The sequence below is a fragment of the Rothia sp. HMSC065G12 genome (assembly GCF_001811455.1).
GTDB classification, from domain to species: domain Bacteria; phylum Actinomycetota; class Actinomycetes; order Actinomycetales; family Micrococcaceae; genus Rothia; species Rothia dentocariosa.
The window spans coordinates 133,990-148,282 of the sequence record NZ_KV804814.1; the positions used below are offsets into that span (position 1 = coordinate 133,990).

At 54.5% G+C, this 14,293-nt stretch carries 18 protein-coding genes; 11 read left to right on the plus strand and 7 right to left on the minus strand.

The annotated features are described in order from the left end of the window. The 5 genes from HMPREF2804_RS04855 to asd all read left to right on the plus strand — a co-directional run. On the plus strand, positions 1 to 182 hold a 182-nt coding region (locus tag HMPREF2804_RS04855; protein ID WP_246824152.1), incomplete at its 5' end, for a ribonuclease domain-containing protein. 18 nt (positions 183 to 200) lie between these two features. Then, complete coding sequence (locus HMPREF2804_RS04860; protein WP_070627528.1) at positions 201 to 845, plus strand: hypothetical protein; 645 nt, start codon at positions 201 to 203, stop codon at positions 843 to 845. Between the two features lie 228 nt (positions 846 to 1,073). Next, positions 1,074 to 1,982 (plus strand): thymidylate synthase, encoded by a 909-nt coding sequence (locus tag HMPREF2804_RS04865; protein WP_070627530.1) that lies wholly within the window; start codon positions 1,074 to 1,076, stop codon positions 1,980 to 1,982. 8 nt (positions 1,983 to 1,990) lie between these two features. After that, the gene (locus HMPREF2804_RS04870; RefSeq protein WP_070627532.1) at positions 1,991 to 2,677 is read left to right on the plus strand and encodes a dihydrofolate reductase; all 687 of its coding nucleotides are present in this window, start codon (positions 1,991 to 1,993) and stop codon (positions 2,675 to 2,677) included. 211 nt (positions 2,678 to 2,888) lie between these two features. Beyond that, on the plus strand, positions 2,889 to 4,028 hold the full coding sequence (asd, locus tag HMPREF2804_RS04875; protein ID WP_070627534.1) for an aspartate-semialdehyde dehydrogenase: 1,140 nt from the start codon (positions 2,889 to 2,891) through the stop codon (positions 4,026 to 4,028). Between the two features lie 240 nt (positions 4,029 to 4,268). On the opposite strand, the gene HMPREF2804_RS04880 is transcribed toward asd, so the two are convergent. Next, on the minus strand, positions 4,269 to 4,613 hold the full coding sequence (locus HMPREF2804_RS04880) for a PGPGW domain-containing protein (RefSeq protein WP_048754332.1): 345 nt from the start codon (positions 4,611 to 4,613) through the stop codon (positions 4,269 to 4,271). A gap of 278 nt (positions 4,614 to 4,891) precedes the next feature. On the opposite strand from HMPREF2804_RS04880, the gene HMPREF2804_RS04885 reads away from it, so the two are divergent. From HMPREF2804_RS04885 to HMPREF2804_RS04895, 4 genes are all read left to right on the plus strand, one after another. After that, positions 4,892 to 5,704, plus strand: coding sequence for a hypothetical protein (locus HMPREF2804_RS04885; RefSeq protein ID WP_048752571.1), 813 nt, complete (start codon positions 4,892 to 4,894; stop codon positions 5,702 to 5,704). A 58-nt stretch (positions 5,705 to 5,762) separates the two neighbouring features. Continuing rightward, positions 5,763 to 5,951, plus strand: coding sequence for a hypothetical protein (locus tag HMPREF2804_RS10735; RefSeq protein WP_246824154.1), 189 nt, complete (start codon positions 5,763 to 5,765; stop codon positions 5,949 to 5,951). A gap of 183 nt (positions 5,952 to 6,134) precedes the next feature. Continuing rightward, positions 6,135 to 7,463 carry an MFS transporter gene (locus HMPREF2804_RS04890; protein ID WP_070627536.1) on the plus strand — a complete coding sequence of 443 codons (1,329 nt, stop codon included), beginning with the start codon at positions 6,135 to 6,137 and terminating at the stop codon, positions 7,461 to 7,463. Between the two features lie 299 nt (positions 7,464 to 7,762). Then, complete coding sequence (locus tag HMPREF2804_RS04895) at positions 7,763 to 9,481, plus strand: hypothetical protein (RefSeq protein WP_070627538.1); 1,719 nt, start codon at positions 7,763 to 7,765, stop codon at positions 9,479 to 9,481. Positions 9,482 to 9,505: 24 nt separating this feature from the next. Here the strand turns inward: HMPREF2804_RS04895 and HMPREF2804_RS04900 are convergent, their stop codons facing one another. Beyond that, on the minus strand, positions 9,506 to 9,880 hold the full coding sequence (locus HMPREF2804_RS04900) for a DUF1453 domain-containing protein (RefSeq protein ID WP_070627611.1): 375 nt from the start codon (positions 9,878 to 9,880) through the stop codon (positions 9,506 to 9,508). Positions 9,881 to 10,082: 202 nt separating this feature from the next. On the opposite strand from HMPREF2804_RS04900, the gene HMPREF2804_RS04905 reads away from it, so the two are divergent. Together HMPREF2804_RS04905 and HMPREF2804_RS04910 are read left to right on the plus strand one after the other, a co-directional pair. Next, the gene (locus tag HMPREF2804_RS04905) at positions 10,083 to 10,520 is read left to right on the plus strand and encodes a MarR family winged helix-turn-helix transcriptional regulator (protein ID WP_070627539.1); all 438 of its coding nucleotides are present in this window, start codon (positions 10,083 to 10,085) and stop codon (positions 10,518 to 10,520) included. Positions 10,521 to 10,523: 3 nt separating this feature from the next. Continuing rightward, entirely contained in the window at positions 10,524 to 11,060 is a 537-nt protein-coding gene (locus tag HMPREF2804_RS04910) for a DUF1697 domain-containing protein (protein ID WP_070627541.1), read from the plus strand. 114 nt (positions 11,061 to 11,174) lie between these two features. Here the strand turns inward: HMPREF2804_RS04910 and HMPREF2804_RS04915 are convergent, their stop codons facing one another. The 5 genes from HMPREF2804_RS04915 to HMPREF2804_RS04935 form a co-directional block, all read right to left on the minus strand. Continuing rightward, a complete protein-coding gene (locus HMPREF2804_RS04915; RefSeq protein WP_070627543.1) occupies positions 11,175 to 11,594 on the minus strand; it encodes a type II toxin-antitoxin system VapC family toxin in 420 nt (139 codons plus the stop codon). Positions 11,595 to 11,596: 2 nt separating this feature from the next. Then, positions 11,597 to 11,857, minus strand: coding sequence for a type II toxin-antitoxin system prevent-host-death family antitoxin (locus HMPREF2804_RS04920; RefSeq protein WP_070627545.1), 261 nt, complete (start codon positions 11,855 to 11,857; stop codon positions 11,597 to 11,599). A 197-nt stretch (positions 11,858 to 12,054) separates the two neighbouring features. Further along, the gene (locus HMPREF2804_RS04925; protein WP_048752577.1) at positions 12,055 to 13,164 is read right to left on the minus strand and encodes a UDP-N-acetylmuramate dehydrogenase; all 1,110 of its coding nucleotides are present in this window, start codon (positions 13,162 to 13,164) and stop codon (positions 12,055 to 12,057) included. Positions 13,165 to 13,302: 138 nt separating this feature from the next. After that, positions 13,303 to 13,764, minus strand: coding sequence for a MaoC family dehydratase (locus tag HMPREF2804_RS04930; RefSeq protein WP_048754337.1), 462 nt, complete (start codon positions 13,762 to 13,764; stop codon positions 13,303 to 13,305). Then, entirely contained in the window at positions 13,764 to 14,219 is a 456-nt protein-coding gene (locus HMPREF2804_RS04935; protein WP_048754367.1) for a MaoC family dehydratase N-terminal domain-containing protein, read from the minus strand. Before HMPREF2804_RS04935 ends, HMPREF2804_RS04930 begins: the two co-directional genes overlap by 1 nt. Positions 14,220 to 14,293: the final 74 nt, after the last annotated feature.

The following is a 14,293-nucleotide window of genomic DNA, read 5'->3' on the forward strand; positions in this document are numbered from 1 at the left end:
CGTATACGGAAATGGATTTCATGGCTCCTCAACCGAAGATTGGTGAAAACGGTAAAGTTGAGTTGAAGCCTAACGGGGAGCCTGAGACGACTCGTGGTGATGACAGGTTGATAGTGGGTAGTAATGGCAGTATCTATTACAGTCCGGATCATTATCACACGTTTATCCTACTAGTAGAGTAATTAAGAATAGCGAGAAAGATGAGTTACACGCTTAACGGAACTGTAGAGTTCATTGCCCCTTTGTTTATCCGTGAGGATGGGTACTGGGAGAACCATATGCTGCCCTATCTGGAAGCGGAGGGGTGGAAGGTTATTGTTGTTGACTGTGCCGGGGTAAAAACCACGTTGGATTTTGCGTACCGTCTGGTTGAGAGTATTGAGAGTGTCTATGCTATTCCGGATGATTTTAACCTACGTTGGGCGTCCGAAGATGCCTGCCTGATTAACTGGTTCGATATGCGCCAGGGACTCTTTGTGCTGTACAAGAATTTTGATGACCTCTTCGTGATGGATGACGAGGACGTGAGCCTATGCGTAAATATTATTGAACAGATGGATACGCGTTATACAGTACGTCCGATTCATGGTAGTGGCCTTTACCAAGTTCTTTTTGGGTGGGGATTTGAAATCTCGCAGGAGAGTTTACCGCGTGTAAAAGAGTTTTTCGAAGGCAAGGTTGTGTTCGCCATGGACGGGGTCGAATATCCTTGGTCACGTGTGGAAAGGTTTAAGAAAGTGTTTTTTCCTCAGGGTTTTCCTGACCCGTTGTATGAGGATGGGGAGTGGATTGATGATCCTGATGAGTACCCCGAGAGCACATCCTATACCGGCGGGAACAGCTAACAACGCACTGATAGCCAAGGAGTAAACAATTATGAGCTACTACGACGACGGGTACGGCAACAGCTTCGGAAAATACAAAAGCCTCAGCAAAAACAGGTAGAGCTATATTTTCTGAGCGTCAAGAATCCAGTTTTACGCTTAACGTGGAAAAGCTACTCGGCTCCACTCCCCCTGTACCCGTACAATAGAATTTTGACTAAAAAATCTACGCCCAGGAGTCAAGTCACCATGAGTACGCCCGCGCATCACGCCTCTGGTCAGCAGAGCATCCCAACGCCTTATGAGGATCTGCTACGCGAAATTCTTGATGAGAACCGTGATGCTATTGCCGCCAATGCTCAGCGCAAAGACCGTACGGGCACCGGCACGTTCGGCGTGTTTGGGCGGCAGATGCGCTTCGATCTGCGTGACTCTTTCCCCCTGATTACCACCAAGCGCGTGCACTTCAAATCGGTGGCGGTCGAGCTTCTGTGGTTCCTGCGCGGCTCCTCAAACATACGTTGGTTGCAGGAACGCGGCGTGACTATATGGGATGAATGGGCTGACGAAAATGGTGACCTCGGCCCGGTCTACGGGGTGCAGTGGCGCTCCTGGCCCACCCCCGACGGCGGCACCATCGACCAGATCGCGAAAGTGATCGAATCTCTCAAAACGAACCCGTCGTCACGCCGCCACATTGTCTCGGCATGGAACCCCGCCGAGGTTGATGAGATGGCACTGCCGCCCTGCCACGCCATGTTCCAGTTTTACGTGCACGAGCGCCCTGACGGTGTGAAGGAACTATCGTGCCAGCTGTACCAGCGCAGCGCCGACATGTTCTTGGGTGTACCCTTCAATATCGCCTCCTACGCCCTACTGACCTACCTGATAGCCCACGAGGTCGGTATGGAACCCGGCGAGTTCATATGGACGGGCGGCGACTGTCATATCTACTCCAACCACCTGGAACAGGTGAAAAAGCAGCTCGGTTACGGCAACGACCCCGAGGGTAATCCCTATCCCCCGCGTGAGCCCTACCCGTACCCCAAACTCATTATCAAAACGAAGAAACCTTCTATTTTTGATTACGAGTATGAAGACTTTGAACTCGTCGATTATAAGCATCATTCGGGGATTTCTGCCCCCATCGCGGTTTAGGAGAATCGATGCGTGAAGATGAATCCCCCTCACCCGCACAACCGTGCCTCGGCGCTATTTGGGCGCAGACCGATGCGGGTATTATTGGGCGCGACGGCACCATGCCCTGGCGTGCCCCCGAAGACCTCGCGCATTTCAAAACCGTCACCATGGGTAAGCCCGTCATCATGGGACGGCGCACCTGGGAGTCTTTTCCACCGCGTTTTCGACCGCTGCCCGAGCGCACCAATATCGTCATCAGCCGCAGTATTACGAGCGATTCAGCCGCGCCTCTTAAAGGCGATGGCGCGCTTTGGGTTCCGTCGCTGGATGCGGCGCTCACCCTCGCGGGCAACACGCCTTTAACGCCCAACGATAACCAGCACCCGGATTCACCACATCAGCAAGTTGATGCTTGGATCCTTGGCGGCGGCTCCGTCTATGCGGAGGCGCTTTCCCGCGAGGATTTACCTTCCTTTGGTCGCGTCGAGATTATCGAACGCACCTTCTTCTATTGTCAGGAAGGTAACGAGATTACGGGTGATACCTACGCCCCCGAACTCGCGGTAGAAGGATTTATGGCTGCGGACGAACCGGCGCGATGGCGCATCCTGGGTGAAAGTGCCTGGGAAAAAAGCGAGCGCGGCTACCTGCTGGATGCTTCGGGCGGGAAAAATCCCATGTACTACTCGTTTCAGACCTTAGCCCGCCTCTGATGTACCTGGCACGGAAATTCCGTACAACAACGTTCGCTTATGCGAACGGCAAAGTGTAGTCTCGTTTGTCTGAGGTACATTCGTTCACCTCGCAACATCTTACGCCACAGCTCATCACGCTCCTCGCACTTCACCTGGTCTTTCCCCATACTGACTAGGGGTTATGACGCTGTTCCACGCGATATGTGGCACACGGGGTAGACTAGAAATTATGAATTTTAATCCCGGTGACTCAGTAGGTTTTGTAGGTTGGCGCGGCATGGTTGGTTCCGTGCTGATGAAGCGCATGCTTGAAGAGAACGATTTCAACGATATTTCTCCCGTTTTTTTCACAACCTCCAATGTGGGCGGTGAAGCCCCCACCTTCGACGGCACGCTTGAGCCTTCTACGCTGAAGGATGCGTACGATCTGAATGAGCTTCGCCAGCATAAGATTATTGTGACCGCACAGGGCGGTGACTACACGAAAGAGGTTCACCCGAAGCTGCGCGAATCTGGCTGGGAGGGCCTGTGGATTGATGCCGCTTCTGCCCTGCGCATGAACGATGATGCCATTATCGTGCTCGACCCCATTAACCGTGATGTGATTGACCGCGGTCTCGAATCCGGTGTGAAAGATTTTATTGGCGGCAACTGCACCGTCTCATGCCTGCTCATGGGGCTGGGTGGTCTCTTCAAACAGGGTCTGGTGGAATGGACCACCTCGATGACCTATCAGGCGGCTTCAGGGGGCGGCGCCCGCCATATGCGCGAGGTTCTGGGGCAGTTCCGCGACCTCGGCAATGAGGTGTCTGCCGAGCTTAACGATCCGGCAGCGGCGATCCTGGAGATTGACCGTAAGGTGCTCGCTAAGCAGCGTTCGGGTGACCTTGATACCGCGCAGTTCGGGGTTCCGCTTTCCGGTTCGCTAATCCCGTGGATTGACTCTGACTTGGGCAATGGGCAGTCCCGCGAGGAATGGAAGTCTGATGCCGAGACCAATAAAATTTTGGGTCTTGAGGGCGATAACCGTGTGATTATGGACGGTTTGTGCGTGCGTATCGCGGCCATGCGTTCGCATTCGCAGGCGCTTACGATGAAGCTGACCGAAGACCTGCCGGTTGCCGAGATTGAGCGCATTATCGCTGAAGATAACCAGTGGGCCCAGGTGGTGCCGAATACTAAGGATGCCACGATGGAGGGTCTGACTCCGGTCGCCGCTTCCGGCTCGCTGAATATTCCGGTGGGGCGCATCCGCAAGTTGGCGATGGGTCCGCAGTACATTAGTGCTTTCACGGTGGGTGACCAGCTGCTGTGGGGTGCTGCTGAGCCGGTGCGCCGCATGCTCAAGATCGCGGTTGGAAAGCTCTAAAGTAGCCTTCTCAAAGTATTCGTGGGCGCGGTGCCGTAAGAGCGGTTCTGCGCCCACGTATGTTGAGCCTAGCCCTCAAGCTTTGAACGATATGCGTGGGAATGAGCAAAACGTTGCCTGTACCCGCCTCTTGGTGAATAGGGTTTCTGGTTGCCCCGAACCTAGCGGATAAGCCTGTGCCCCGCATCCTCAATCAGGATGCGGGGCACAAACTCAAAGTAGGCAGGTATATCTTTCAGGCTATGCTTTACGCGCTGCCTTCTGGGCTTTTCGTTTTTCACGCCAGGCTACGTAGCGGTGCCAGAGTGAAATCACTAGCTTTTTGAGTCGCTGATTCAGACGATGCGCCCATGCGAACTCGGTTCCCCAGATTCCCAAACCGATAAAGATAAACAGCCAGCCGGGGCCAGGTGTGACAAGCATAATCAGACCGGCAATGAAACAGAAGCCGCCTACGGCAATCACAAGAGGCTTGTAGAGATGTTTCAGCACCGGGTGAGCGTGCATCCGAGCTTTCTTTTTCTCTAGCCACAGGTGAAACTTGCTGGTTTCACTCTCTGTAACTTCATCCTCTAAGGTTTTCACACATCACCTCTTCTCAGGGCGGCTCTCACCTGTGCGTACACGATACATCAACAGCCTAGCACCCGCGCCTGGGAACTCCCTGATAGCCTAACATCGTAAAAAATATCTTTTATGACACCCTCACTATCGCGGCGCCAAAAGATTATAGTATTGTTATCACAACACCTTAATAGCGGACAAGGTTTATAAATATTTGATAACAATATGGCAATGTCTTCTATTTTTAGACCTTTTACCTCATATTAAGGAAATGCACCTCTACACACGCAGAGAGAATCATGGAAAAACTTTCCTATACAACAGAATTTACACTCTGGCCGGTTCCCCATGCCCGACCCCTGATTGATGGAAAGCCAGAGCCGGGTGCGCATCCAGCAGAATATTTGCATCCCGGCAAACTGCATCTTGAAACGAGCGATGATAATTACGTTGATTTATACATCGTTCCTCCCCTTTTTAAACCCGGATATCCCCCGGGATACCAGTTTTATGCTGATCTTATTTTTAGCAATATTTATATTGCACAAGATTTACAGTTTTATTATCGAGCATTTCATGATGAATTACAGTTTGCAGTATCCTCTGATACTATTTGGCAAAATCGCGACCATCAATATGCTGTAGCAATTGTTGACAAAGATTTGAACCTAAGCTGGACTCTGCGCGATTCCGACCCCTTGCGCATGGAATTTATCGAAACCGTTATCAACACCATTCACGCAAGCATGTTCAAGATGCCCCCCATTCTTGCCGAGGGCGAGTATATGGAGTTTATGAATGAGAGGAATATTCTGGACTCCGCTCACCTATGCTGCGGCGATCGTGTTCTTCGCGCGATTGATGTTAAGGCACACACGAATGATCCCGTGCGAGTTCTCACGGAAACCGATTACAGCGCTGTTATACGCGGTACCGTCTATCCCAGTGCCCGCCTCATCTGGAGCGTCCCTCTAGAAGATGCACGCTACTGGCACAACGCCTACAATGTTTTGACTGTTGATCCGGTCATTGGTGCCAAGATCCCCGCCGATGTGCGCACCATCTTAGAGCATCTGCCCGCCGCGCCCGCCTATACACAGGGACACTCGTAGGTTACTGCGGGTCTTACCCCGCATATCCAATCGGTATTAGATACGTGATGGCCTGCCCGTGGGCCGTGAGGTACTGGCGCACTGTCAGGTTTCGCAGACTGCGGTACCGTATCCTGCCTCCACCCGAGATGCCGATAATACGCCCCCCAAGGCTCCTCTGCTGGCGGGGAATATTGTCGATACGAATCACGGCCGCATGGCGTATATTCGTGCTGTTTTGAGGGTACCGCCAGGTTCTCGCGGCTAGACAGTCCTGTGCTGCCTGCGGGCGAACACTATATTTCCCGGGACTCTCAGAGGGTTTAAGACTTTATATGACATGTTTAGGTCATAGTTACCTTATGTTGATGTAAACTATTAGCCACGGGAACAAAATTCCCCTTTAGGTACCTATTCCTCGTCAATACTTTCGCATTATCTTAGGCTCCTCATGGCAAAGACCTCTCTGACAGCACGATTAGAAACTCTCCCCTTTACTAAGAAACACACCAAGCTCTTGGGCGTCACCGGTATCGGCTGGGCGCTCGACGCCATGGATGTTGGGCTGATCTCCTTCATCATGGCGGCACTGACCAAACAGTGGGCACTCTCCCCCACCGAAACAAGCTGGTTAGGCTCCATCGGATTTTTGGGTATGGCTCTCGGTGCCACCGTCGGCGGGCTTCTCGCCGACCGTTTTGGGCGACGCTACGTTTTCGCCGCAACGCTGCTCATCTACGGTTTGGCGACGGGCGCATCCGCACTCGCCGGTTCACTAGCCGTTTTGATGGTTTTCCGGTTTATCGTGGGGCTGGGGCTCGGGGCTGAGCTGCCGGTCGCATCCACGCTGATGTCGGAATTTTCGCCGCGCGCTATTCGCGGTCGCGTGGTCGTTATTTTAGAGGCGTTTTGGGCGCTCGGATGGATTCTTGCGGCGCTTATCGGTACCTTTGTTGTGCCGAACCCAAACGGCTGGCGGTGGGCGCTTGCTATCGGCGTGGTTCCGGCACTGTATTCGCTGATTATTCGTTGGGGAACGCCCGAATCCGTGCGCTTCTTAGAGTCGAAAGGGCGCACTGACGAAGCAGAACGCGTAGTTGCAGAATTTGAGAGCTCCGCGGCCCTCAGCACACGAACTCACGCGGATGAAACCGCCAGCGACAATGCACCTGAGGCTTCTGCCAACGACGCCCAAGAGGCAACCTCCATCTGGTCGGCTCCGCTGCGTAAACGCACGCTGGCGCTGTGTACCGTGTGGTTCTGTATTAACCTCTCGTATTACGGGGCGTTCATCTGGATACCCTCACTGTTGAGCGCACAGGGGTTCAGTCTGGTAAAGTCCTTCGCATTCACCCTGATTATGACCCTGGCGCAGCTACCCGGCTATGCAGTGGCCGCCTACCTGATTGAGAGGTGGGGGCGCCGCGCCACCCTCGCCGTATTTTTGGCTAGTTCGGCGGGCGCGGCGGTATGCTACGGCCTCTCGCATTCGGATTTCTACATTATCCTCAGCGGGTGCTTCCTCTCGTTCTTCAACCTAGGCGCATGGGGCGCGCTCTACGCCATTAGCCCGGAAGTATTCCCCACCCGGCTGCGCGGCACCGGCACCGGCACGGCGGCCGGGCTGGGGCGCATCGCCTCGATTCTGGCACCGCTTATCGTTCCACCGCTCATCTCTTTCGGCGGCACCGGAGTACTGTTCGCTGTTTTCGCGGCGGCGTTCCTTCTTGCGGCAATAACAACCTTCGCGCTGCCCGAAAAGCGCGGGAAATCGCTCTAACGGCTAAAACCTCCAACGCAGGAATGATATGAAACATAGTGTGCCGAGAAGGTGGGAATCTCTCACCTTCTCGGCTTTTATCGGTCGGTCAGGTTCTCGTGAAGTCGCAGAAGACAAAGGGCGTGTAATCCGTGGCATGCCGCAGGCACACACTATGAGGTGCTGGCGTATTTCCGGGTGCCGGTACGTTATGATGACTAAACATCGCGTGTTGCCGCCTCATGATGGTGTACAGGGTGGGGCTCAGTGCGTATCAGATGAGATAAAACGGTCCAGACATCAACCTCAAGGAGCGCGGCATGGCAGACACACCCGCAGTCACCTATATTCCCTGGCCCATAGCCCACACGCCTGCCCCGCTTGAAAACGGCCAGCCGGTCGCAGGCAGGCACCCGGCAGAATATCTGGGGCCCGGTGTGCTGCACTATATCGGTTCGGAATTTCACCTGATGGCGGAGCTGAACCCCCAACCTTTCGACCCCGAAAATTCACGGCGCTTTCGGGGCGATCTGGTGCATCGGGACACGTATTTCTCAGGCAATATCACGTTCAGTTTCGAAGCTGATGAGGATTATCTTTACTTCACGGCGCACGTTTTTCTGACCTGGCAAGAGCCCTCTGACCGCACCTACGCGCGCGCCCGGGTGGATCGTAATTTCGCTTTTCACTGGGAGCAGTCCGATGATGACCCGCAGCGTTCGGTCTATATTGAGGCGGTCTTCATGGCACTGTACCGCAGCCTCAGCGTACAGCATCTGGAGCTTGGGGATGGGGAATTTTTTGACCTAAACGAAGACAGGCAATACCACTCGTACCACATGCGTCAGGGTGACGATATTATTCGGCTGGCGTACGTTACCAAATGCAGTTCTCGAACATATCTTGACGTGACGACCGACTACCGGGCAACGGTTTTGAGCTACTGCCACCCTCCGGCGCGGCTGGCATGGAGCGTTCCGACCGAGGATGCGCGCTACACTCTCGAACACACCGACCCTCTCATCTATCCCCCGGACACGGGCGAGGATATTCCCGAGTATGTGCGCCGCATACTCCCCCATCTGCCGACAGCACCCTACCGGCAAGCCGCCCGTTCCTACCCGCCCGCCTCAGAGTATGGGGCAGTCTTTACGCACTGGCCTATGACGGTTCAGCAGGGTGAGGATATTCGTGGCACCCAGTATCCGTGGCAGAAGCTCGTTTCCGGGGAGTTTTTAATTCAAAGCCCGCAAAGCGCCCCCTTCAGAATGTATCTGGACGCCTGCGAACCTGATTGGGATTCCATGAAGGGCGACCACGATACCTACGCCGAGCTAATGCCCATCTCGGGGATTATGCCTAACTTGAATCATGCGCGGCCTTGGTTTGGCGTAGATTTTACGCTCGTCATGCGCCGCTGGAATAACCGTTTGGTGTTTGTGGCGGAGCATCTGACCCCGTGGCGTGCCACCGACTGGGAGGTGTGCGCCGTCGCGATCCTAGATGCGGAAGGAAACCTGGTCTGGGAGCTTCGCGATGAGGTCCCCGGGCGCGGCTCCTATATTGAAGCCTTGGTGGGGCATATTGTGGATTCTCTGGGAACCGAGCCGCCCGTACTCGCCCCGGGCGAAGGAAAGGTTCTCCACGACCAGGACGGCCAGGTCTCGTCGGTGCATGTCAATACGGGTGAAGCCATGCTGCGGGCGCTCATCACACGTATCTGGTACGGGGTGGACCCGACAACCGGCCAGCGGGCACCGTACCTGTATGAGGCGCGGGTCAAAGATCAGTTTGATGAGGATTCCAGGGGCGGGTTCAGCACGATCGCGTGGAGCTCACCCGAGAAGTTCTACTACTGGAGCTGGGATCGAGTGCCCGGGTTCGTGCCTGCGGTAACCGACCCCGAGATTCTGCGCCGCGACGAGGTGGATCTGCTGATTCCGCATCTTCCGGTTGCCCCCGGCGTACCCCCACAGGAGAATGAAGATGATGCAGCGGTGCCGTGGTTTTACGGGGCTTCCACTGCTACGAAAGAGTAAGGTCAAATGTGCTAAAGTGCAGCATCATGATGCGGCAGCAGGCAGAGCCCGGCGTGCATGAATTAGTTTCCACGCTAGTACGAAGGTGCGGCTCATAACCTCGCAGAGAGCCATCATGATAAGGGCGCTGGTCCATGCGTCTATGGGAATAGAGCAGTCGAGAGAAAATCGATAAATCTGTTCCGCTCCACCGTGTTCTGCATATAAGCCAAAAACAAGACGTCCGCTCATCCCGACCAGCCAGAAAACGACAGCCCAGCCGCCTGCTCGTGCATATATCTGGTGGTTCTGCGTATACACTGCCGTCGTTATACCGCACGCCACGCCGAGGATTAGCCCGAGCGTTATGCATCCAATGATGAGTATCCACCCGTTGTTGTACAGGGGGAAGCCCGTCATATATTCAATAACAGCCCATCCGACGAGAAGTATTGGCCAGATGAGGCTAAAAATTGTGAGTTTTCGCCCTCGAATTTGCCGTAGCACCAACATCATTAGGGCACAAGAAAACAAAATATCTATCATCGTCATAAATATATCTCCACAGATATATCTTAGCAGATATACTTATGCCTGAATCTCGACCTTTTATACTGGAATCATGACTCTGGGGGAACTGTATCAACTTGCACGCATGCTGCGCGATATTACTATCACGGCTGGGTCACTTACCCACATGTCGGTACATCCAAGTGAAGCTATGGTGTTTGAGGATATTGTGCAGCACCCCAACACGACTATCAACCAGGTAGCAGAGCGCACCCATCTAGCCCAGAGCCGTGTTTCGACAATGGTTAATGCCATGATCACAGAAGGTGCGGTTACGGTCAGTACCGACTCTCAAGATCAGCGCCGCAAGACGCTTCAGGCAAGCCCTCAGCTGCTGCAAGACATCAAGTCTATAAACCCCGATGAAGCCATTCGCCAAGCTATACATCGACTTTATCCGAGCCTATCGGAACATCAGATAGCGGATGTCACACAACACCTCGACCACATTTTTACCCTGCTCAGCGCAGACTCAAGGAGTGAGTCATAGCATATGCAGTACATTCTTTTACTCAGGAGCGTTAACCTGGGGAAGCTGCGCAAGGTGTCGATGCCTGAGCTGAAGAAGCGGCTGGCTGCGCTGGGGTACGAGAACGTCACAAGCTATATCAACTCGGGGAACCTGCTATTTGTGAGTTCGCGGGATAAAACCACCGTGGCACAGGAGATTACCGAGCTGCTGGCGGAGCATTACGATTTTGAGATTCCATTCTCGCTTCTCACCGCTGACGAATACCGCAAGGATGCGCACAACCTGCCCGAGTGGTGGAACGAGGACATGCCGCGCCTGGACGCCATGTTTTTCACCATTGATGCTGATCGCGATGCACTCGCCACCGAGCTCGAAACGCTGGATGTTCCCGACGAGGTGCTTCACATAGGAACCTGCGCCGTCTACTTCGGCAACTACAGCACACCCGATTATAAAAAGGCTCAGTACGGAAAGTTTATGTCGAAGAAAGCCTTCGCAAACCAGCTGACTCTGCGCAACGCCAAAACCTACAACAAGATTCTAGACCTGCTGGATTAACGCCATCCCCGCTAAACCGCGAGCAGATAGGATTTCGATGAGCAGATAACTGAGCGCTATCTTTTCGTCAAAATCCTATCTGCTCGCGAATATAAATAAATACACTGCCAGTAACTATTCTTGGAATGGATTCAGCAGTCTCACGCCTGTGCAGGCAAAATCATCAGTATTACGCGTGACCAACACCAGATTATGTTGAATAGCAGAGGCAGCAATCCACGCATCGTTTTCGGGAGCGTGGTCAGGGATATGAAGTTTAGCGCAAATTCGTGCTGTATTTTCATCCACAACGAAAGTATGCTCCGCAAAAGTAGGCTTTACTACATGCTCAAACCACTGACGCAGAACCTCGCCCTGTTGCGGGTCTTTACGTTCTTTCGCCAAAATGCCTCGTTCTACTTCCATCAGCACCACAGCATTGACATACAGTAAATGCTCAGGTGTGTCAGCGAGCCAATCGATCACACCCTGATTAGCCTTACCCGTTCTTATCTTCCGGGTTTCACTGAGGATATTCGTATCAAGCAAATACACGGTTAATCCTCAAAATCTACGGGACGACGCTGGGCACGGCTGCGCGGCTGTAGTTCTAATTCAATATCGGCGGCGTCGAGTGGCATCAAAGCGTCCAAACCACTCCGAACGGATTTAGATTGCAAAGTCTTCTCATGCTCGGTATAAGTCATGAGCACGTATGCAGGTTCGCCCCGGTCGGTAATAATGACTGGTTCGGTTTGCGCCGCTTTCTGTGCTTGGCTGACGTTCTGCTTGAACTCTTGATTGGTCATCACGGTCATTACGATAGCTCCTTACACAGCGATATATCTGCAAGAATAGGATGCACCCCTGAGAATGGCAAGAAAACTTCTGAACTTACAGACCCAACAAACCGCGAGCAGATAGGATTTCGATGAGCAGATAACTGAGCGCTATCTTTTCGTCAAAATCCTATCTGCTCGCGGGAGTATTCGCGGGAATAAGAGGCTGAAGAGTCCTAAATCTTCCCGTTCACCACAACCGGCTCGGGCACCAGCTCAACCCCGAATTTCTCGGCAACACCGGCGCGCACCGCCCGGGCGATCGCGAAAATATCCTCAGCGCTGGCATCCCCACGGTTCGTAATCGCCAGCGTATGCTTGGTCGAGAGCGAGGCGCGACCGCCCGCAATCTCGCGCGAATCACCTTCGAGCCCGAAGCCTTTCTCGAACCCGGCGTGCTGAATCAGCCAGGCGGCGGAGAGCTTCACATGCTCCTCGCTCTCCTGCTGCTCGGTTCCGAACACTCCGGTGCGCGTTACTACCGGGAAACGCGGCGCATCCTCAGGCAAAGAATCAAGCACAGACACCGGCACAATCGGGTTCGTGAAGAACGAGCCGGTCGAGAAGGTATCGCGGTCGGAGGCATCCAGCACCATCCCCTTGGAGGCACGCAGCGCCAGCACCTTATCCCGCACCAGCGCGGATTCGGCACGCTTCCCCACCTGCACACCCAGGCTCTTCGCCAGCTCGCCGTATTTAATGGGTGAAGACAGGCTGCCGAGCGTGAACTGGAAATCCACGGTCAGCACCACATAGCGCGGCGAGCCGTTCACCATGTTTTGCTTCAGAATTGAATCGCGGTAGCCGAAACGCAGATCGGCGTTTGCAAAAGTCTTGAACTTTCCCGTCTCGCGGTCCCAGGTGCGCACGGACGCAATGAACTCGCTAACCTCCACCCCGTAGGCGCCCACATTCTGCACGGGGGTTGCACCCACGGTCCCGGGAATACCTGACAGTGCCGCCGGGCCGGACCATTCTTTTTCAATGCTCAGCTGCACGAAATCATCCCACACGGTACCCGCCTGCACGCGCACATTCGCGCCGCCACATGCGGGAATAGGCAGCTCCTCAACCCCGGTGGATGCAATATGCACAACAGTACCGTCAAACCCGGCATCAGAAACCAGCAGGTTTGAGCCGCCACCCACGATCAGCACGGGTTCGTTGGCAGCATCGGCGGAGGAAACGGCCTCGACAATCTCGGCTTCAGTCGTGGCGCGAATGTATGTGCGGGCAGGGCCGCCAACTTGGGCGGTGGTGATCTCACTCAGCAGCTTTTCAGTCATGTCTTTAAGAATACCGGTCTGTCACGTTTTATTCCGTTAGGGTCAGTTAAACCTTATGACAGGCCCACCCCGTAGTCAGAGCGGGTCTGCCATAACTCAACGCACAATCACACAGAATATCGGCCGCGAACGCACGGGCTAGGCAAATTTCACCACGGCCTGAGTCTTCATCAGAACCTTCTGCTGCCTGCCTTCACCGTCGTCAGCGGTAACGGTAAGGTCGATGCGAGCCGTGCGCGCATCCTCATCCACGGCGCCTACCTTGCCGGTGATGGTCAGCGTATTCGTGGGGGTGTCCGGGTTGTCACCGCCGGGCGCATCCGGCACCGGTACAGGCTTAGTGAAGCGAGTCTGGTAGTCCACGATTGCACCCGGATCGCCCGCCCAATCGCTCACCAGCTGCACGGCGGTGCCCATCGTGAGCATACCGTGCGCGATCACGCCGGAAAGCCCCACGGACTGGGCAAAACGCTCGTTCCAGTGAATCGGGTTGAAGTCACCGGATGCGCCCGCATACCGCACCAGCGATGCACGCGCAATCTCAACGGTTCGGGAGCCGATCTCCTGCCCTTTTTCGAGTTCTGCAAAGTTTACGGACATTATTCGCCCTCCTCGTCGGTACGTACCAGCAGGGATGAGATACAAGTGGTGACGGGTTTACCGTTAGCATCAGTAATTTCCTCGCGGGTGGTGAGCATGGCGCCCGCACCCATCACACGCACGGAATCCACATGAACTTCGGTGCGCAATTCGTCCCCCGCCACGATGGGGCGGTGATGCGTAAAGCGCTGATCGGCGTGCACCACACGAGAGAAATCAATGCCCGCAGATTTATCACCAATCAGAGCGGCATCGGCTGCTTGGGACAAGATGATAGCGAAGGTGGGCGGGGCAATCAGGTCTGCGTAGCCTGCGGCGCGTGCCGCCTCAACGTCATGATGCAGAGGGTTTTCGGCGTGTACGGCGCGGGCAAATTCCCGGATCTTCTCGCGACCGACGACGTAGGTGCCCTCGGCGGGGTACACGCGACCCACAATGTCAGGGTTAATACTCATACCCACCAGTCTATCGGGTTGGTACCGTAGCTGCCGCCGCTTACCGCGAACATGAAGGTATCCATGAGCATAGG

Bases quoted from the DNA above. Each gene is read 5' to 3' on its own strand.
- HMPREF2804_RS04925 (WP_048752577.1), bottom strand. From the start codon at position 13,164: ATGACTGAAAAGCTGCTGAGTGAGATCACCACCGCCCAAGTTGGCGGC.
- HMPREF2804_RS04900 (WP_070627611.1), bottom strand. From the start codon at position 9,880: ATGACGGGCTTCCCCCTGTACAACAACGGGTGGATACTCATCATTGGA.
- HMPREF2804_RS04905 (WP_070627539.1), top strand. From the start codon at position 10,083: ATGACTCTGGGGGAACTGTATCAACTTGCACGCATGCTGCGCGATATT.
- HMPREF2804_RS04885 (WP_048752571.1), top strand. From the start codon at position 4,892: ATGGAAAAACTTTCCTATACAACAGAATTTACACTCTGGCCGGTTCCC.
- HMPREF2804_RS04920 (WP_070627545.1), bottom strand. From the start codon at position 11,857: ATGACCGTGATGACCAATCAAGAGTTCAAGCAGAACGTCAGCCAAGCA.
- HMPREF2804_RS04870 (WP_070627532.1), top strand. From the start codon at position 1,991: ATGCGTGAAGATGAATCCCCCTCACCCGCACAACCGTGCCTCGGCGCT.
- HMPREF2804_RS04930 (WP_048754337.1), bottom strand. From the start codon at position 13,764: ATGTCCGTAAACTTTGCAGAACTCGAAAAAGGGCAGGAGATCGGCTCC.
- HMPREF2804_RS04910 (WP_070627541.1), top strand. From the start codon at position 10,524: ATGCAGTACATTCTTTTACTCAGGAGCGTTAACCTGGGGAAGCTGCGC.
- asd (WP_070627534.1), top strand. From the start codon at position 2,889: ATGAATTTTAATCCCGGTGACTCAGTAGGTTTTGTAGGTTGGCGCGGC.
- HMPREF2804_RS04865 (WP_070627530.1), top strand. From the start codon at position 1,074: ATGAGTACGCCCGCGCATCACGCCTCTGGTCAGCAGAGCATCCCAACG.
- HMPREF2804_RS04895 (WP_070627538.1), top strand. From the start codon at position 7,763: ATGGCAGACACACCCGCAGTCACCTATATTCCCTGGCCCATAGCCCAC.
- HMPREF2804_RS04890 (WP_070627536.1), top strand. From the start codon at position 6,135: ATGGCAAAGACCTCTCTGACAGCACGATTAGAAACTCTCCCCTTTACT.
- HMPREF2804_RS04935 (WP_048754367.1), bottom strand. From the start codon at position 14,219: ATGAGTATTAACCCTGACATTGTGGGTCGCGTGTACCCCGCCGAGGGC.
- HMPREF2804_RS04860 (WP_070627528.1), top strand. From the start codon at position 201: ATGAGTTACACGCTTAACGGAACTGTAGAGTTCATTGCCCCTTTGTTT.